General features: G+C 65.1%; 16 protein-coding genes, 1 tRNA gene and 1 pseudogene. 7 read left to right on the top strand and 11 right to left on the bottom strand.

Going from position 1 to position 16,341, the window contains the following annotated elements; translation table 11 throughout:
• Positions 1 to 7: 7 nt before the first annotated feature.
• The 3 genes from J1M87_RS18710 to J1M87_RS18700 all read right to left on the bottom strand — a co-directional run bounded on the left by J1M87_RS18710 (position 8) and on the right by J1M87_RS18700 (position 2,685).
• On the bottom strand, positions 8 to 1,057 hold the full coding sequence (locus J1M87_RS18710; protein WP_206491057.1) for a hypothetical protein: 1,050 nt from the start codon (positions 1,055 to 1,057) through the stop codon (positions 8 to 10).
• Positions 1,058 to 1,123: 66 nt separating this feature from the next.
• Positions 1,124 to 1,540, bottom strand: a complete 417-nt coding sequence (locus J1M87_RS18705; protein WP_206491056.1) for a very short patch repair endonuclease — start codon at positions 1,538 to 1,540, stop codon at positions 1,124 to 1,126.
• A complete protein-coding gene (locus J1M87_RS18700; RefSeq protein WP_206491422.1) occupies positions 1,537 to 2,685 on the bottom strand; it encodes a DNA cytosine methyltransferase in 1,149 nt (382 codons plus the stop codon). Before J1M87_RS18700 ends, J1M87_RS18705 begins: the two co-directional genes overlap by 4 nt.
• Positions 2,686 to 2,940: 255 nt before the next feature.
• Here J1M87_RS18700 and J1M87_RS29470 point away from each other — a divergent pair.
• A pseudogene (locus tag J1M87_RS29470) lies at positions 2,941 to 4,733 on the top strand (ABC transporter ATP-binding protein).
• The gene (locus J1M87_RS18690) at positions 4,726 to 6,549 is read left to right on the top strand and encodes an ABC transporter ATP-binding protein (RefSeq protein WP_206491054.1); all 1,824 of its coding nucleotides are present in this window, start codon (positions 4,726 to 4,728) and stop codon (positions 6,547 to 6,549) included. The pseudogene J1M87_RS29470 and the gene J1M87_RS18690 overlap by 8 nt, the downstream one beginning before the upstream one ends.
• 9 nt (positions 6,550 to 6,558) lie before the next feature.
• On the opposite strand, the gene J1M87_RS18685 is transcribed toward J1M87_RS18690, so the two are convergent.
• Positions 6,559 to 6,900: a hypothetical protein gene (locus J1M87_RS18685; RefSeq protein WP_206491053.1), complete on the bottom strand. Its 342-nt coding sequence runs from the start codon at positions 6,898 to 6,900 to the stop codon at positions 6,559 to 6,561.
• A 188-nt stretch (positions 6,901 to 7,088) separates the two neighbouring features.
• On the opposite strand from J1M87_RS18685, the gene J1M87_RS18680 reads away from it, so the two are divergent.
• The gene (locus J1M87_RS18680; RefSeq protein ID WP_241257220.1) at positions 7,089 to 7,604 is read left to right on the top strand and encodes a putative glycolipid-binding domain-containing protein; all 516 of its coding nucleotides are present in this window, start codon (positions 7,089 to 7,091) and stop codon (positions 7,602 to 7,604) included.
• On the opposite strand, the gene J1M87_RS18675 is transcribed toward J1M87_RS18680, so the two are convergent.
• Entirely contained in the window at positions 7,577 to 8,554 is a 978-nt protein-coding gene (locus J1M87_RS18675) for a prephenate dehydrogenase (protein WP_206491420.1), read from the bottom strand. The genes J1M87_RS18680 and J1M87_RS18675 overlap by 28 nt on opposite strands.
• A 56-nt stretch (positions 8,555 to 8,610) precedes the next feature.
• Here J1M87_RS18675 and J1M87_RS18670 point away from each other — a divergent pair, with 56 nt between their 5' ends.
• The 3 genes from J1M87_RS18670 (at position 8,611) to J1M87_RS18660 (ending at position 9,778) form a co-directional block, all read left to right on the top strand.
• Entirely contained in the window at positions 8,611 to 9,150 is a 540-nt protein-coding gene (locus J1M87_RS18670) for a tRNA adenosine deaminase-associated protein (protein WP_206491049.1), read from the top strand.
• A 3-nt stretch (positions 9,151 to 9,153) separates the two neighbouring features.
• Positions 9,154 to 9,609 carry a nucleoside deaminase gene (locus tag J1M87_RS18665; protein WP_206491047.1) on the top strand — a complete coding sequence of 152 codons (456 nt, stop codon included), beginning with the start codon at positions 9,154 to 9,156 and terminating at the stop codon, positions 9,607 to 9,609.
• Positions 9,610 to 9,687: 78 nt separating this feature from the next.
• Positions 9,688 to 9,778, top strand: a tRNA-Ser gene (locus J1M87_RS18660).
• Between the two features lie 201 nt (positions 9,779 to 9,979).
• On the opposite strand, the gene J1M87_RS18655 is transcribed toward J1M87_RS18660, so the two are convergent.
• Genes J1M87_RS18655 through J1M87_RS18645 form a run of 3 tightly spaced genes read right to left on the bottom strand, consistent with a single transcriptional unit; the run spans position 9,980 to position 12,376 of the window.
• Positions 9,980 to 10,432 carry a hypothetical protein gene (locus J1M87_RS18655; protein WP_206491046.1) on the bottom strand — a complete coding sequence of 151 codons (453 nt, stop codon included), beginning with the start codon at positions 10,430 to 10,432 and terminating at the stop codon, positions 9,980 to 9,982.
• Positions 10,433 to 10,454: 22 nt separating this feature from the next.
• A complete protein-coding gene (locus tag J1M87_RS18650) occupies positions 10,455 to 11,369 on the bottom strand; it encodes a S9 family peptidase (protein ID WP_206491045.1) in 915 nt (304 codons plus the stop codon).
• Positions 11,366 to 12,376 (bottom strand): PHP domain-containing protein, encoded by a 1,011-nt coding sequence (locus J1M87_RS18645; protein ID WP_206491044.1) that lies wholly within the window; start codon positions 12,374 to 12,376, stop codon positions 11,366 to 11,368. The genes J1M87_RS18650 and J1M87_RS18645 overlap by 4 nt, the downstream gene beginning before the upstream one ends.
• A 108-nt stretch (positions 12,377 to 12,484) precedes the next feature.
• Between J1M87_RS18645 and J1M87_RS18640 the strand changes: the two genes are divergently transcribed.
• The gene (locus tag J1M87_RS18640) at positions 12,485 to 13,174 is read left to right on the top strand and encodes a YceI family protein (protein ID WP_206491043.1); all 690 of its coding nucleotides are present in this window, start codon (positions 12,485 to 12,487) and stop codon (positions 13,172 to 13,174) included.
• 151 nt (positions 13,175 to 13,325) lie between these two features.
• Here the strand turns inward: J1M87_RS18640 and J1M87_RS18635 are convergent, their stop codons facing one another.
• From J1M87_RS18635 to J1M87_RS18625, 3 genes are read right to left on the bottom strand one after another with little or no spacing between them, the layout of a single operon-like run.
• Positions 13,326 to 13,574 (bottom strand): hypothetical protein, encoded by a 249-nt coding sequence (locus J1M87_RS18635; protein WP_206491041.1) that lies wholly within the window; start codon positions 13,572 to 13,574, stop codon positions 13,326 to 13,328.
• Positions 13,575 to 13,583: 9 nt separating this feature from the next.
• Positions 13,584 to 14,933 (bottom strand): TRAP transporter large permease subunit, encoded by a 1,350-nt coding sequence (locus tag J1M87_RS18630; RefSeq protein ID WP_206491039.1) that lies wholly within the window; start codon positions 14,931 to 14,933, stop codon positions 13,584 to 13,586.
• The gene (locus J1M87_RS18625; RefSeq protein WP_206491037.1) at positions 14,933 to 16,297 is read right to left on the bottom strand and encodes an NAD(P)-binding domain-containing protein; all 1,365 of its coding nucleotides are present in this window, start codon (positions 16,295 to 16,297) and stop codon (positions 14,933 to 14,935) included. The genes J1M87_RS18630 and J1M87_RS18625 overlap by 1 nt, the downstream gene beginning before the upstream one ends.
• Between the last annotated feature and the right edge of the window lie 44 nt (positions 16,298 to 16,341).

The raw sequence follows: 16,341 nt of genomic DNA, 5'->3' as shown, positions 1-16,341 counted from the left end.
ACCAAGGCTAGCCAGTGAGTAGATCGGCAGCGGACACCGCCAGCGCCACCGCCGAGTCGCAGTCGTCGGTCAGGACGGACAGCGTGGGAACCGTGCGGGCATAGCGCGCAGCGATGTCGTCTTTGTCGGGCAAGCCGAGCACGGGGTTTCCCAGCACGATGTCCGCGAAGCACGTCGAATCCGAGCCGCGTGTCTCCACGGTGTAGCCGCCCTGCCGGACGGGCACGCGGCCCGCCGAACGTGCGTCGCTGTCGACGTAGCCGAGCTCGATGTGGAGCATCGCCAGGTTGTCCTCGAACGTCGACGACGACGCCATGAAATGGCAACGGTACGGATCCGACCCTGGTCGCCACCGGTCCACCGTCCAGGTTGCGGGCAAGTGCTCGAGCACGGCGCACAAGTCCTTCGAGGCCAGCGCAATGTTGTACTTGGAATCGGCGCGCAGTGGTGGATCGTCCAGTAGACCGAGTGCGGTCTCGGCGATGGACCTCGCTGCGGCGCATGCATCCCCCACCCGACGGGAGACCTCGATCGAGGCGTAGCTACGACCGGATGCGGCGAGGAAACCGTCCATGGTCGCCGTCGTGGCACCGTCGAATTTCTCGCGGAGCGCAAAGCTGATACCGCACGCCCCTTGCTTGGAGTGGTCGAGGTACGCCTCGACGCCTCCGATCGTCGTCTGCCCGGCGTTCGGGTCCTCGGACGGTGGCCGATGTCTGTTCAGATCGATCGTGACGGAGTCGGTTGCGCTCGATTTCGGGGTGGTCAGGCTGGCGGAGCACGAGCTCAGGTAGCCGTTGGGGCGCAGTTGCACCACCGTGCCGAGGGCAGCGAGATCAGCCTCGACGAGAAAGCCGCAGGGATCGAGACTGCGCACGAAGTCCGCGGAGTCGGCCAGATATCGGTCCGTCTCGGACATCTCGAATCCGTACTTGTTCGATGTGGTCGGGGACGAACCGATGGCGGGTGACGCAGTGCCGAGCACTACCGCCGCGCAGCCGCTCGCCGATACCGCCACCGTCAGCGCCATCGCCGCAAGTCGCCATCTTCTGCCCATCGTCTTGTGTCCCCCCACTCGAATCGACCGATCATCGGGTTGGACGCGCGGGGGTTGCTCTCGGTTTCACTCGGCAGAGAGTTCGTCGACGACTCGGTCCGCGGCGACGGCGGGGTCCTCGTGTTCCCAGATCCGAACCACCCGCCAACCCGCGTCGATCAATCGTCGGTCCGTGTCGCGATCGCGGGCGACATTGGCAGCCAATTTCTCGGCCCACCACTGCGCGTTGTTGCGGGGCTTCGTGGCGTGGACGGGGCAACTGTGCCAGAAGCAGCCGTCGACGTAGACCGCAATTTTGCGCCGGGGGAACACCAGATCTGCTCGACGCCTCATGCCCTTCACCGGAGCGCGGTCGACGAAGTATCGCAGGCCACGCCGGTGCAGTGCTTGTCGCAGCGCCACTTCGGGCTTGGTGTCGCGGCGTTTCTGCTTACTGAGCCGAGCGCTGGTCTCGGCGTCGGTGACGGGGCGATCTGCGCTCACACCGATACCCGCTCCGCGTACCCACCCATACGCTCGAGGTGGGCGTCGAGGTCATCGAGGAATCCGGGCACGAAACGCAGATTGCCTGCTCGAGCACGCTTGAGAAACCCTGCCGTTGCGCGTGCCGAGAGCAGCGCCGAGTCGTCCAGGAAGTCGACCAGATTCTCGGCGGGTTCGTGCACCGGCATGGTCGAGACCGGGACCCGGAAACTGCAGCGGTCACGACCCCAGGCTGCGGTGGGCCATGCTTGACCAGGAATCAAGGCCACGTCTTTCGAGTCGTCGTAGGGCTGCGGGTCGTCCAGCGCTCGCGCGGCCCACGACGCCATCCGCACGCTGACGGCGTTGCCGACGAGTTTCCAGCGGTGCCCGGCGCGTACGCCGGGTTGCTGCAGAGCGGGGAGCGTCCAGTCCGGATCGAATCCCTGCAGGCGCTCGGCCCCGACGATGCCGGGGGTGACGATCTCACCCGAGGGCAAGCGCACGGCCGGGGGACTGGCGATGCCGAGCGAGGATCCACCCTTGAGGGTGGGTATCGCGTTGACAGCCCAGCCGAGACCTCGGATGCCCTCGGTCCAGTAGAACCCGCAGGGTTGCGTTGTCGGATCGCCATCGGGCAGCGGGCCTGCGTCCTGCGAGAACAACACCTCGCGGGGATCGTCGGTGCGCGAGGCCAACATCACCACGCGCTGTCGCCGCTGTGGCAACCCGAACGCACGGGCGTCGACGACGCGGTAGGCCCACATGTAACCGAGGTCCTCGAGCGCGTCGGTGATGTGTCGCATGGCCGCTCCGCGGCCGAGCTGCAACATGAACGGCACGTTCTCCATCAACAGCCAGCGCGGACCCCGCCTGCGGGTGACCAGTCGGAACACCTCGTCGACCAGACCGGATCGGGCACCGGTGATGCCAGCGGTGCGTCCGGCCTGGGAGAGGTCCTGGCAGGGAAAACCCGCTGCGACCAGTTCCGTGCCCGAGGGCAGGCTGCGCAGAGTGCTGACATCGGTGTGCAGCGGCACGTTCGGCATGCGCGCGGTGAGGACCCGTTGCGCTCCCGGATCGATCTCGCACAGCAGCTCGGTCGACCAACCCGCCTCGGCCAACCCCAGCTCGAGCCCGCCGATCCCGGCGAACAACCCGACCATCGACCGTGCGCTCACGTGTGCCCTTCCCTTGCTCGACGGTCTCACGGTACTCGAGAGTCGGTGCTCTCGGCGTCCACTGCTGCCGTTCGCACAAGGGCTTCCGAACGCGGGCACCCATGTGTGGGCACTCACCGCGGTCGGCCTTGACCTCGACCATGCTCGAGGTTTCACACTGGAATGCGCGGGACCGAAAATCGGTTGGAAACTGAGCCTGTGTAATGAAATCATCCGGGCACAGCAAAAGGAGAACAACACGTGTCCACGGGTGTGCTAGATCCCGAAGTCCGATCTGCTGATCAGCCGAACCCGAAAATGGTGCGCCCGCCCACATCACTGCAGCGATTCGCTCCGTTCCTGGCCCCGTACAAATGGTTCTACATCGGTTCCATCGTGGTCTCGCTCATCGCGACCCTGACCGGTCTGGTCATTCCGCTGGTGATGCAGCGCGTCATCGACGGCCCCATCACCGACCGGAATTTTGCTGCGGTCTGGTGGCCCGCCATGCTGATCCTGCTGTTGGGCACCATCGATGCGGCCGGCATCTGGGTGCGCAGGTATTTGGTGTCCAGGCCGTCGAGTCAGTTCGAGATATCAGCGCGCGCAACAGTATTCGACAAGTTGCAGCGACTGTCGGTATCGGCTCACGAAAGTTGGGAGTCGGGCCAGCTGCTCTCGCGTGCCATCGCCGATCTCGGTTCGCTGCGCCGGTTCATGGCGTTCATCGGCCCGTTCATCATCATCAACACCGTGACGCTCGTCGTGGGGATCGGTGTACTGCTCGTCCAGTCCTGGCAATTGGGACTGATCATGCTGGTGACATCGGTGCCGCTGGTGATCGCCTGCACCAAGTTCGAGACGCTCTATCGTGTCGTGGCTCGTGACGCCCAGGATCAGGCAGGTGATGTGACGACCACGGTCGAGGAGTCCATCCAAGGCATCCGAGTGTTGAAGGCCTTCGGGCGAAGTGCGCACCTGGGCACGCAGTTTCTTCGTCAGGCCCGCACCCTGCGCGGCACCGAGCTGAAAAAGGTTCGGTACCTTGCGATCATCTGGACCGTGATCGTCGGACTGCAACCGGTCACCATCGGGGCGATCCTGGCGGTAGGAACCTACTCGATCGTGCAGGGCACCATGTCGGTCGGCACACTCGTCGCGGCCATCGCCATCGTCACATTTCTGCTGTGGCCGATCGAATCGTTCGGCTACCTGCTGGCCGAGCTGAACAACGCACGCACGGCGGCGATCGGTACTGGGAGATCATCGACACCCCGGAGACAGTGACCGATCCGGAAAATCCCGTCGAATTGCCCGAGACCATTCGTGGCCGAGTGCACTTCGATCGCGTCGGATTCACCTTTCCCGACGCGTCCGCGCCACTGCTCACCGGTGTCAGCTTCGTCGTGGAACCGGGGGAGACCGTCGCCCTCGTCGGCAAGACCGGTAGTGGAAAAACTGCGCTGACCAACCTCGTACCCCGATTGTTCGACGCCACCGAGGGCACCATCTCGATCGACGGCATCGATGTGGCCTCGATGCGATTGGCCGACTTGCGATCCATTGTTTCGGTCGCCTTCGAGGATCCGGTGTTGTTCTCCGCCAGTGCGCGCGAGAACATCGCGCTCGGTTCCCCCGGCGCATCCGATGCCGAGGTGGCCGAGGCGTTGGAGATCGCGCACGCAACGGATTTCGTCGAGCAGTTGCCGTGGGGACTGGCCACCCGTATCGGCGAGCAGGGTATGAGCCTGTCCGGTGGTCAACGGCAGCGCCTCGCCTTGGCGCGGGCAGTGCTGGGCAAGCCGCGGGTGTTGGTACTCGACGACCCGCTGTCCGCGCTCGACGTGGACACCGAAGCGCGAGTGCAGAAGCAGTTGCGGCGCGTACTGGCGCATTCGACGACAGTGCTGGTGGCACACCGGCCGTCGACCGCTGCGTTGGCCGACCGTGTGCTGTATCTCGAGAACGGAACGATCGTGGAGCAAGGAACGCACGAGGGTCTGCTGGCGTCGTCGCCGCGGTACCGCGAGGTGATGGGGTCGGTTCATGAGTGAGCAGACTTCCATCGAGGATTGGCGCGGTGTCGGCGGCGAGGACTCCGATGTCGACGCCACCGGAAACCTGGTGCTGGCAGGCCGATCTCGTCGCTTACTGGCGTCGCTGGTGCGCCCGTACAAGAAGCAGGCGCTGCTGTCGTTGCTGATCATTCTGGTCGACAACATCACCTATGTCGCCGGCCCGTTGTTCATCGCCTATGCGTTGGACAACGGCGTCGGCGCTGCGGGACAGGGAGATTGGGGTCCGCTGCTGTGGGCAGTGGGCGGCTACACCGGCTTCGGTCTGCTCGGGATGTTCACCACCTACGCATTTCTCACCGTGTCCGGTCGGCTGAGCCAGAACATTCTCTACGACCTTCGTGGGCGGGTGTTCGACCACGCCCAGAAGCTGAGCCTGTCGTTCCACGAGAACTACACCTCGGGACGGTTGATCTCGCGACTGACCAGCGACGTCGAATCTCTGCAGACTCTGCTCGAGAGTGCGCTCAACGACGCCCTGACGGCCATCCTGTCGATGGTGTCCATTGCGATCATTCTGGTGTATCTCGATGTGCCGATGGCGCTGATCGTGCTGGCCGGCTTCGTCCCACTGGTGCTCGTCACCCGCTGGTCCCAGCGGCGTCAACGCCAGGGATACCGTCGAACGCGGGTGGCGATCGCGCGCGTGGTGGTCCATTTCGTCGAGTCGATGGGCGGAATCCGCGCCGTGCAGGTCTTCCGCCGTGAAGGCCGAAACGACGCGATTCTGGGCGCCGAGGATTCGGAGTATCGAGACGCCACCACCGCGGCACTGCGGGGCATGGCCAGCTACACCGGAATCGTGCGGTGGATAGGCAACCTCACGCTCGCGATCATCCTCGTGTTCGGCAGCTGGCGAGTGATCAACGGACACATGGATATCGGTGTGCTGGCGGCCTACGTGCTCTATCTACGACGGTTCTACGGCCCGCTCGACGAGCTGGCGATGGTGTTCAACGCCTACCAGTCCGCCGCGGCTGCACTGGAGAAGATCTCCGGCGTGCTCGAGGAAGAGCCATCGGTTGCGGCCGCGACAGACCCGGTGCCGATCGGAACAGCGAAGGGCGACATCACGTTCGACGGCGTGCACTTCGCCTACGGCCCCGAACGCGTCGTGCTGCCCGAGTTCTCCCTGCACGTGCCGGCAGGTCAGGTGGTAGCGATGGTCGGAGCCACCGGCGCAGGCAAGTCGACGCTGGCGAAGCTGTTGGCACGCTTCTACGATCCGACCGACGGTGCAGTGCGGCTCGACGGCATCGATATGCGCCGGATCGGCGACGAGGACCTGCGTCGCAACGTCGTCATGGTGACGCAGGAGTCGTTCCTGTTTTCCGGATCGGTGGCAGACAACATCCGATTGGGACGCCCCACGGCCACCGACGCGGAGGTACGTGCTGCCGCCGAAGCCGTCGGACTGACCGAGTTCATCGCCTCGCTGCCGGACGGTATCGATACCGACGTACGCAAGCGTGGTGGCAGATTGTCCGCCGGGCAAAGACAATTGGTCGCCTTTGCGCGGGTGTTCCTCGCCGCGCCCTCGGTGATCGTGCTGGACGAGGCCACCTCCAGCCTGGACATTCCGGGCGAGCGGCTGGTGCAACGCGCACTGGAGACGATCCTGCAGGGACGAACAGCACTGATCATCGCGCATCGGCTCTCCACGGTGGCCATCGCCGATCGTGTGCTCGTCATGGCCGACGGTCACATCGTGGAGGACGGAACCCCCGAGGACCTCATCGCGGGGGATGGACGCTTCGCGCACCTGCAACAGGCGTGGGAGGACTCGCTGGTCTGAGTTTCGCTGTTAGGTCCAGGGCGTGATGGGCGGCTTGACCCACATGATCTTCTCGTCGGAGTGCCGGGGCGTCGCGCCGTCGTGACTGGGATGCTCGGCCGCCCACGCGGACTTCCGGTCGAGCAACTCGGCCACGATCGTCCACGTTTCCATCGTGCTCGGTGGGTGCAGATCGGCGGCGCGCGCCAGTTTTCGGCGGACGGCGTCGGTGAGTTCGAGGAGCTCGCCGCCGCTGATGCCGCGATCCCAGACGTAGCGCGCCAGAGCCGTCGCCTTGTCCTGTCGACTCTTCGCGGCCTGTTCGGAGTGGGCGAAATCGAACTGCCCGCCGCCCGAGTGCTCTGTTGTCACGGGTATCACTGTAGTAAACGCGGGTAAAAGGCACGTCCGCTTGTTCTTCGGCGGGGCTTGTCGCATACCGTAGGTGGGTGATCACTCCAGCATCGGGTGCCGAGCATGCCTCCGTCCCCGCGTCTGACGCCGCCGACGCGAAAACCTGGCCCTCGATCCTGACGTGGCGAGCCCACGATGTTCCTCGTATGGAGTCCGTGCGCGTCCAGCTCTCCGGCAACCGGATCAAGGCAGCCGGACGCATCATCGGTGCCGAGTGCGCCGACCATCCCGCATTCAGTGCCTCCTACGACCTGGTGACCGACGAGTACGGCGTCACCAAACGGCTCTCGGTCCGCACCTCGCTGTCCTCCGGCGACCGGCAGGCATCGGTCAGCCGAGACGACGAGGGCTACTGGATGGTGGAGAACAGCAGCAGCCATCAACGTTCGACCTACAGCGGCGCGCTCGACGTGGACATGGTTCTGAGCCCGTTCTTCAACACTCTGCCGATCCGCCGATTCGGTCTGCACACTCAGGTCCAGGACGTCGAGGTGCCGACCGTCTACGTCAATCTGCTCGACCTGAGCATTCAAGAGGCCACCTTGACCTACAGCAGTGGTGCCGACGGCATCTACGTCATCTCGCCGGTCTCCACGGCGTCGGTGAAGGTCGATTCGGACGGTTTCGTCCTCGACTACCCGGCGTTGGCCGAACGGATCTGACGCACAACGCCACCGCGTCGACCCGCGTCCCGCATCTTCTCCCGCCACCCCGGCTCGCCCGGGGTGATGCCGGCGATCTCGAATCGCTCGTGCTGCTCGTACTGCAGGCGAGCGGCGTGACCGGCGTCGACCAGTGCTTTCGTCGAGGCCTCGTCCAGTTCCGCGCGGGCCGCCGACAGCGTGTCCATCGCCTCGTCGAGCGCGGTTCGTAGCGCGGCCGCATTGCCCTCGGTCATCGCGCGGACCAGATTCGGCGAGGACGACGCCACCCGAGTGCCGTCCCGGAACGAGCCCGCAGCCAGGCCCAATGCCAACGGTCCGCCGGCAGCCCCCACGATCGCGAGGGTCTCGGCCAGCAGATGCGGCAGGTGCGAGATCCTGGCGACCGCACGATCGTGTTCGTCGCTTCCAGCAGGCACCACCACCGAACCACAGTCGAGGGCGAGCCGCGCCACCTCGACCCACACCTCGGCGTCGACTCCTGCGTCCGTTCCCACCACCCACACCGCGTCGACGAACAAGGAGGGATCGGTGGCCGACCAACCCGAGGAGCTGGTCCCGGCCATCGGATGCCCGCCGACGTAGCGTGCCTGCAATCCGCGCGCTTCGACCGCAGCAGCCACCTCGGCCTTGACGCTGACGACATCGGTGAGCGCAGCTGCGGGCGCATGCTCGCAGACAGCAGCCAGAACCGAGTCGACGGCAGGCATCGGGACGGCGATCACGATCAACGCATCCTCGGCTGCTGCCCTGCTCAGGGCCGCTGCCAAGTCGGTTCCGACGTCGTATCCATCGGCGGCAGCGCCAGCGATCGCCTCGGCCGATCTGTTCCACCCCCACACCGGACGGCCGGCGCGATGGGCTGCCCGCAGAATCGACCCACCGATCAATCCGAGACCGAGAACGCACACAGAGGAAGAAGTCACCCGACCAGATTGGCACAGGTACATGGTGTCCATGGGAGGTGACTTCGAATACCGGCCCCAACCGGACTACCGTTGCGCGCATGGCCGCACAGCGCGCGAAAGACAATCGTGCATCCGCATCGGAGTACGACGACCTCGAGGGATTCGGCGTCGCAGTTGTCCGAGAGGACGGCAAATGGACCGTGACGCCACTGTCCGACGACGCCCTGACCAGTCTGTCGGCGGCAGAGACCGAACTGCGTGAACTCCGCAGCTCGGGGGCAGTGTTCGGACTGCTCGACGTGGACGAGGAATTCTTCGTGATCCTGCGTCCCGCACCGTCCGGCACTCGACTACTGCTGTCCGACGCGGTCGCCGCCGTCGACTACGAAATTGCCGCGGACGTCCTCGACGCCCTCAACATCGAAATCCCCGACCTCGACCCCGACGAACTCGACGACATCGAACCCTACGAGGAAGGCGATCTCGCCCTACTCGCCGATCTCGGACTACCCGAGGCCCTGCTGGGCATCATCGTCGCCGAGACCGACGACTATCCCGACGAGCAACTGCAGGCAATCGCCGAACGCCTGGGCTTCGAGGACGAGTTCTCCGCAGCGGTGAACAAGCTGCGGCGCTGACCGATGGCAGTGCCCGACGCCGACATGATCCGAGCAGCACTCTCGGCCGCGGCGCAGGCATCGGATGCCGACGTACCCGTCGGTGCCGTCGTGTTCGACGGCACGGGACGTGAGATCGCCCGGGCCTGCAACGCACGGGAGGCGTCGGGCGACCCCACCGCGCACGCGGAAGTGCTCGCCTTGCGTCGCGCGGCCGCGGTACACGGTGACGGCTGGCGACTCGAAGACTGCACTCTGGCCGTCACGCTCGAACCCTGCACGATGTGCGCGGGAGCGTTGGTGCTGGCCCGGGTCTCGGCCGTGGTGTTCGGGGCCTGGGAACCCAAGACCGGAGCCGTCGGCTCGCTGTGGGACGTCGTGCGCGACCGAAGACTCACGCACCGGCCACAGGTACGCGGCGGAGTGTTGGAAGCCGAGTGCGCGGAGCTGCTCACTCGATTCTTCGCCCGCCAGCGCTGACGAGCTTCTTTCTCAGGGGAATAGTGCCCCTGAGCAGGCGATTTAGCCTCAGGCGCTCATTCCGGTACAGTCTTCTGCGGTGGCGTGTCCGAGCGGCCTAAGGAGCACGCCTCGAAAGCGTGTGACGGGTAATCCCCGTCCGAGGGTTCAAATCCCTCCGCCACCGCCACAGCTCCCCACCTGTTCACGCAGGTGGGGAGCTTTTTTGTGCGCCGGTTTCGCCGCAAACGCGCGCGCATTCGTTGGACGCGCGCGGATTCGCGTCGGATTCGGGGCTATTTCGCGCGCACCTGGCGAACGCGCGCGCGTTTGTCAGGGCTCGGGCGCGGATACGGCGACCGAGACACCCCGTGCGCAGCGACTCGGACGTTCAGCACTGCCCCGCGCCGGCGGCATCGAGGCCGCGCAGAATTTCGTTCTGATCACTCGGCGGTACGGAGCTCCAGCTGGGTGAGTTGGTCATTTCGTTGCGCAGACCCTCGACCGAGGTGGCACGGTCGGACATCCCGGTTTGCTCGAGTGCATCGATCGACGGCAGAAACTGGGTGCAGGTCTGCTGGTAGAGCGCTTCGCCGGTGACGCCCGAGGTCGGATCGGTCGGAGCGGCGGGCTCGGTGGCCTGCGTCTCGGGTGACGCAGTGTCGGCCTCCGGCGCGGGCGCGTCGACCGTGGTGGTGGATTCGGCCGCGGTGGCCTCCGAGGTCGTGGTGGAAGTAGCGGCAGGAGTGGTCGACGGTGGCTCGGTCGACGAGTTTTCGCTGCAGCCTGCAGCCGAGACGGCCACGATCAGTCCGAACAGTCCAGCGGCGATTCTTCGTTTCATCGCAACTGTGTACCACCTTCGGTCAGAGCAGAGTCTGCGCCCGCCCGGAGATGGTGCTCAGCGCGGTCGCCCAGGCGAGGTTCTTCGGGTCGAGGAACGATCCGTGACCGGCTCCCGGCAGCACGACGAGTTCGGTGTCGGTGCTGCCCGCCTTGGTTGCTGCGTCGACGTAGACCCGGCTCTGGTTCACCGAGACCGTCTGATCGGCGTCACCGTGCAGCGCTGTCAATGGGACGTCGAGGGGGAGGTATTCGATGGGGGACGCGATCTTGTAGCGGCCGGGTACCTCGTTCGGCATGCCGCCGAGGAACGCGGGCACGAACTTGTCGTGACCGAGGGTGGCGGCCCGCTTCATGTCGAAGACACCGGCCATGATGGTGGCACTGCGTGGCTTGATGGTCGGTTCTGCTCCGGGCGCGTCGACGGGCATGAGGTGTCGAGCGGCCACCCATGCAGCGAGTTGTCCACCGGCGGAATGCCCCGCGAGGTGGACCCGGTCGAGATCGAGCCGCCCGCCTGCTGCGTCCTGTACGACGGTGGCCAGGGCCTCGGTGGCGTCGTCGACGTCCGAGAGGGTGTTGGCCCAGTTGTTCGGCCCGCGTCGGTATTCGACGTTCCACACGGCGATGCCTTCGTTCGCGATGGCCGCTGCCATCTGCTGGAAGTACGACAGGTCGAGGTTTTCCTGCCATCCGCCGCCGTGAATCATCACCACCACCGGGAGCGAGTCGGCGTTGTTGTCGGGAAGGTAGAGGTCGCCGATGTTGTCCGGCTCGAATCCGTACTTCAACCGGACCGGATCGCCCACGGGCCCCGATACTGGTTGCAGCGCAGCAGAATACGTCTCGGCGGTACTCGGCGAGGAATCGATGTCGGTGGAGCTGCAGCCCACCAGCGCGACCGTCAACAGGCCGGAGAGGAAGTGGCGACGGTTCACGTGCGGTGGGCCGTCCACGCGAGCAGGTCGTCGAGCGACCAGGTGTTGATGACGCGCTCTGCGGGCACGCCGCGGGCTTCGGCGCGAACGCAGCCGTACCCCTGCCAGTCGAGCTGGCCAGGTGCATGCGCGTCGGTGTCGATGGCGAACAGGCAGTCTCGTTCGAGGGCGATGTCGATCAGCCGTTCGGGCGGATCCTGCCGTTCGGGCCTTGCGTTGATTTCCACGGCAGTGCCGAACTGGCGGCAGCCCTCGAACACCACGGGTGCGTCGAACGTCGACTCGGGTCTGGTGCCGCGTGCGCCTTCGACGAGCCGTCCGGTGCAGTGGCCGAGGATGTCGACATGCGGGTTGGCGATGGCGGTGACCATGCGTTTGGTCATCGCCACCGAGTCGGCGCGCAGATTGGAGTGCACGCTTGCCACCACCACATCGAGCTCGGCGAGCAGGCCCTCGTCCTGGTCGAGCGATCCGTCGTCGAGGATGTCGACCTCGATCCCGGTGAGGATGCGGAACGGTGCCAGTTGCTCGTTGAGTTCGGCGACGATGTCGAGTTGTGCGCGCAGGCGCTCGGCGGTAAGGCCGTTCGCGACTTTCAGACGCGGGGAATGGTCGGTCAGCGCGCAGTACTCGTGACCGATCCCGGCGGCGGTGCGCATCATCTCCTCGATCGGGCTGCCGCCGTCGGACCAGTTGGAATGCGTGTGCAGATCACCCTTCAATGCGGCGCGGAGGTCGTTGTTGCCGATGGGCTCCGCGGCGCGGCGCTGCTCGCTGAGATAGTCCGGGACGTCCTGGGTGAGCGCTTGGCGGATGATCAGTGAGGTCTTCGCGCCGATGCCGGGCAACGAGGCCCAGCTGTTCGCCTTCTCGTGCTCAGATCGCTGTGTAGCACTGAGGGATTCGACGACATCCGCGGCCCGACGGTATGCCTTGACGCGGTGGGTGTCCGAGCGAGAGCGTTCGAGCCAGTATCCGATCTCTCGAAGTGCGTCCACCGGATCCATGATTTCCATTGTGCCTGGCGACACCGACAGACGTGCACGCAGGAAACGGACAAAACTCTCAGGGAGTTGCCAGGCGCCAGCTTGAAGCTGAAACTAGTATCGAAACTCATGAGTAAGAAATGGTGGATAACAGGCGTAACGGTCATCGTTCTGGTGGCGCTCGGGCTGTACTTCGGCCCCAAGATCTATGCCTCGTTCGAAGGCGACGACGCCCCCGCGGCGACGGTGTCCACCTCCGGTGCCGAAGCGGCAACGGTCGAGTCCATCGACGGACGATGGATCGTCACCCCTGGCGACGACGCCAACACCACGGCCGCGGGCTATACCGTCGACGAGCTTCTCAACGGCTCCGACGTGACGGTCGTCGGATCGACGACCGAGGTCGCGGGCAATGTGACCATCGCCGACGACACCCTGACCGACGGACAGATCGTGGTTCTGACGAACTCGATCAGCACGGACAGCGACCGTCGCGACAGTCAGTTCCGCGGAAACATCCTCGACACCGCCACGTATCCGACGGCGACCTTCTCGATCGACTCACCGATCGACCTGTCCTCGCTGCCCAAGGACGGCACCACCGGAACCGTCACGGCCGAAGGCACATTGACTCTCAAGGATCAGACCCGTCCGGTGTCGGTCGAGATGGAGGTGCTGCTGTCCGGGGACACACTCATCACCTCGGGTTCCATTCCGACGACCTGGTCCGACTACGAGATCGAGCCGCCGTCACTCGGTTTCGTCACGGTCGATCCGTCGGGAACCATCGACTTTCTGGTCAATCTGAGCCGGCAGTAGCCGGTTCTCGTCCGGACGCAGGCGTCCATCCGGGCGGTCCGAGAAGGTATCCGACATCTGGACCCTCCATGACCGCGATGAAGGGTCCAGGTGTTGACACTCCCGGCGGGCGCGGTGGTCCGTAGTGGGGGCGATCGATCGGCAGCAGGTGTCAATCTGCCTCGTCTTCGATCACCGTTTTCCCTTGGAAATTGAAGACGCAGAAGCCGAGCACACCTGCGACGACGGCGGTCACGATGGCGGGACGGAGCAGAGTATCCGAAGCGGATGCAATCCACATTCCCCGCGCGAAGAAGAGACCGGCGATCTGCGCCAGGACCAGGGTGAACGCCAGCCCCAGGAAGGCGGTCATCGCGACGGCGTACAGGCTGGTGAAGGTTCTGTTCAGTGTGTTGCGCATGCAGAGCTCCTACGTGATCGGTATCGGGATGATGCCCAAGGCGACGAGAACACCGAGCGCGGTGATGGGCAGGACGTAATAGATGATGAGTGGAACGAAGGTGCTCTCGGGTTTGGCGCCGGTGATACCGCAGGCAACGAAGATCGACCCCGAGGCCGGCGGAGACGCCCCCTCGGTGGACGCGAAAATCAACAGCGCGATCACCGCCAACAGTGGGTTGACACCAGCCCCGACCAGGGTGACGAGGGAGACCTGCCCGACAGCGGAGAGTGTTGCGGTCGATGACAACGGTCCGGCCACCAAGACCACCAGGGCTCCCACGAGCGTCACCAGCAACCAGACCGGAATGTCCAGCCCGCTCACGATGGAATCGACATCCTCCGCCAAACCCAGCCGATCGAGCACTTCGCTCGCGGAGATGGCGAAGTACAGCAGGACCCCGATGGTGAAGAAATGCGGGACGCTGCCGGCCATGAACTCGGCCCAACCCCGCAGAGTTCGGGGTAGTTCGCGCCATGCGACGATGGCGCTGATAGCGATGATCAGCACCGGGATCCAGACGATCAGGGAGATCTCATCGAGGGACTCTCCGTAGTTTCCGGATGCGACGAGCGCGTCCGACAGCGGACCGACGGTCAGGAAGATCGGAATCAGGGCCCCGAGAATGATCAACGTCGAAGGCCATCCGGTGGCCAGAGCGGCCCGCAACGTGTTGCTGTCGTGGTCGGCCTCGCGGTGGACGCCGTCGCGGCGGACGAACCACAAGGTCAGAGCAACCCGCCAGAGAACCTGATACAGACCTGCAACGAGCAGCGCCACGTAGACCTGACTTGTGGTCACCATGGTTCCGGCGAAACCGATCATGATGATCATGGAGGCGCTCGGCGGAACCGCCGCACCCAGGCCCGCGTTGCCGGCTATCACCGTGGCTGCTCGGGATTGCTTCCAGCCCGACCTGACCATCCAGGGTCCGGTGATCGAGCCGGAGGCGGCAGCGTTGCCCGTGTTGGATCCCCCGGCGAGTGCGCCCATCAATCCAGAGGCGACGACGTCGACGAAGGCGGGGCCACCGCGAACGCGACCCAGCGCTCCGGAGAGAATGCTCACCAGCTTGTCGATGACTCCCACACGCTCGACGAAGTACGTCATGAACACGAAGCCGGCAGCGGCGTAGAGAACCTCGGACTCCGTTGCGTCGACCATGGACTCCACGGCCACGGCAGGTGCGTCGAGGCCCGCGAACGGCAGGGTGGAGAGGAATCCGAGGATCATCGCCTCGCCCATGTTGCGTTTGACCACCACGTTCCACACCACGATGACCGTGATGAAAACCGCCAGGGCGATCAGTGCGGTGGGCATCAGGACTTCCCCTCTTTGCGTGCTCGAAGAATGTCGCCGCGGCGTCGCTCTTCCTCGGCCAACACGGCCTGACCTCGTCGCAACACGGCTTCGACCTCAGCAGATGGCACCACGATCACACCATCGGCATCGGCGACGACGTAGTCCCCGGGCATGCACGCCACACCTCCGATGGAGATCGGCACCTCGGTGCGACCGGGCCCGTCCTTGTACGGTCCTGCCGGAGAGATGCCACCGGCCCACACAGGGAAACCGATCTTGGCCAGCTCGGTAGCGTCGCGAACCGCACCGTCGGTGATGAACGCACGAATCCCCTTGGAGATGGCACGCTCAGCGATGAGCTCACCCATCAGGGCACGCTCGATGTGGCCGCCCGCGGCTACCACCAAAATGTCGCCGGGCCGGGCAACATCGAGTGCCCGGTGCACTGCTGCGTTGTCGCCTGGTCTCGTCCACACAGTGAGTGCACGGCCGGCTACTGCGGGGCTGTCCCAAACCTGCTTGACTTTCGCATCCAGCAAACCCAATCGGTCACCGGCATCGCCGAGTGCAGCAGTCGGAACGTCCGCGAGTCGATTCGTCAGGTCCTCGGCATCGGTCCTGGCCGCGCGTAGGTGGTACTCCCGAGCTGCGCTTGTCACCGGCCATGCAGACTCTGCACCCGGCAGGTTCGACAAGCTGTCCGAGAGTTCCTTCCCGCGACGAGCTGCATGGAGCATCGTTCCTGATCGCAGCCGGTCGACTCCGGAGGTGCCGTCGGTCAATGTCGCGGAGATCTGCTGCTGCATCCACTCCGGATCACCCACCTGGTCGGCGGCGTCCATGGACTCACTGATCAGACCGCCTAGCCCTTTCATGAAGACGCTGCGCAGGAGCTTGCGCCGCGATGCTGCTCCGAGCTCTGCACCGACCACCAGTGGAGAACCTCCCAGGAGCGTGAACCGACGGTGGGCCTCCTCGGCCGCAGGCCCGGCCAGCAGTACCTCGACCTTCTCCCCGAAACTTCTGACCGACCCGATGACTGCCCCATCGACGACCTCCACACCTGGATTCGGTCGCTCCGAGATCGCGTCTCGAACCTGTTCCTTGAGTCTGGGTGAGCCGGAGTTGAGGTCGATGTAGACCGTGTCGTTCTGCAGGTGAGGAGCCGCTTCGGCCGCTGCCGACGCAGCATGCGCAGCCGTGGTCAGACTCAGTACGACCTCTGCGCCCGTCACGGCGTCCGCGATGGACGTGCATCGAACGACGCTTGCGTCGATGTGGATATCGGCAGGGTCGAACCCCGAGACCTCATGGCCTTGCCCGGCGAAGCCCTCGGCAAAGATCTTGCCCGCTTCGCCGAGTCCGAGAATTGCAACCTTCATTTTGAGAGCCCCTATCGCTGAATGCAATGAACTATCACTGGGTG

The sequence above is a fragment of the Rhodococcus sp. KRD162 genome (assembly GCF_017168335.1).
In the GTDB taxonomy this organism is placed as follows: Bacteria; Actinomycetota; Actinomycetes; order Mycobacteriales; family Mycobacteriaceae; genus Rhodococcoides.
The sequence above is the reverse complement of the archived record's forward strand: the minus strand, read 5'-3'. Positions and strand labels throughout refer to the sequence as shown.

Excerpts from the sequence above, each read along its gene's own strand:
- J1M87_RS18675 (WP_206491420.1), bottom strand. The coding sequence starts at position 8,554 with ATGTACCTGTGCCAATCTGGTCGGGTGACTTCTTCCTCTGTGTGCGTT.
- J1M87_RS18690 (WP_206491054.1), top strand. The coding sequence starts at position 4,726 with ATGAGTGAGCAGACTTCCATCGAGGATTGGCGCGGTGTCGGCGGCGAG.
- J1M87_RS18645 (WP_206491044.1), bottom strand. The coding sequence starts at position 12,376 with ATGGATCCGGTGGACGCACTTCGAGAGATCGGATACTGGCTCGAACGC.
- J1M87_RS18640 (WP_206491043.1), top strand. The coding sequence starts at position 12,485 with ATGAGTAAGAAATGGTGGATAACAGGCGTAACGGTCATCGTTCTGGTG.
- J1M87_RS18630 (WP_206491039.1), bottom strand. The coding sequence starts at position 14,933 with ATGCCCACCGCACTGATCGCCCTGGCGGTTTTCATCACGGTCATCGTG.
- J1M87_RS18625 (WP_206491037.1), bottom strand. The coding sequence starts at position 16,297 with ATGAAGGTTGCAATTCTCGGACTCGGCGAAGCGGGCAAGATCTTTGCC.
- J1M87_RS18655 (WP_206491046.1), bottom strand. The coding sequence starts at position 10,432 with ATGAAACGAAGAATCGCCGCTGGACTGTTCGGACTGATCGTGGCCGTC.
- J1M87_RS18680 (WP_241257220.1), top strand. The coding sequence starts at position 7,089 with ATGGAGTCCGTGCGCGTCCAGCTCTCCGGCAACCGGATCAAGGCAGCC.
- J1M87_RS18665 (WP_206491047.1), top strand. The coding sequence starts at position 9,154 with ATGGCAGTGCCCGACGCCGACATGATCCGAGCAGCACTCTCGGCCGCG.
- J1M87_RS18710 (WP_206491057.1), bottom strand. The coding sequence starts at position 1,057 with ATGGGCAGAAGATGGCGACTTGCGGCGATGGCGCTGACGGTGGCGGTA.
- J1M87_RS18700 (WP_206491422.1), bottom strand. The coding sequence starts at position 2,685 with ATGGTCGGGTTGTTCGCCGGGATCGGCGGGCTCGAGCTGGGGTTGGCC.
- J1M87_RS18670 (WP_206491049.1), top strand. The coding sequence starts at position 8,611 with ATGGCCGCACAGCGCGCGAAAGACAATCGTGCATCCGCATCGGAGTAC.
- J1M87_RS18635 (WP_206491041.1), bottom strand. The coding sequence starts at position 13,574 with ATGCGCAACACACTGAACAGAACCTTCACCAGCCTGTACGCCGTCGCG.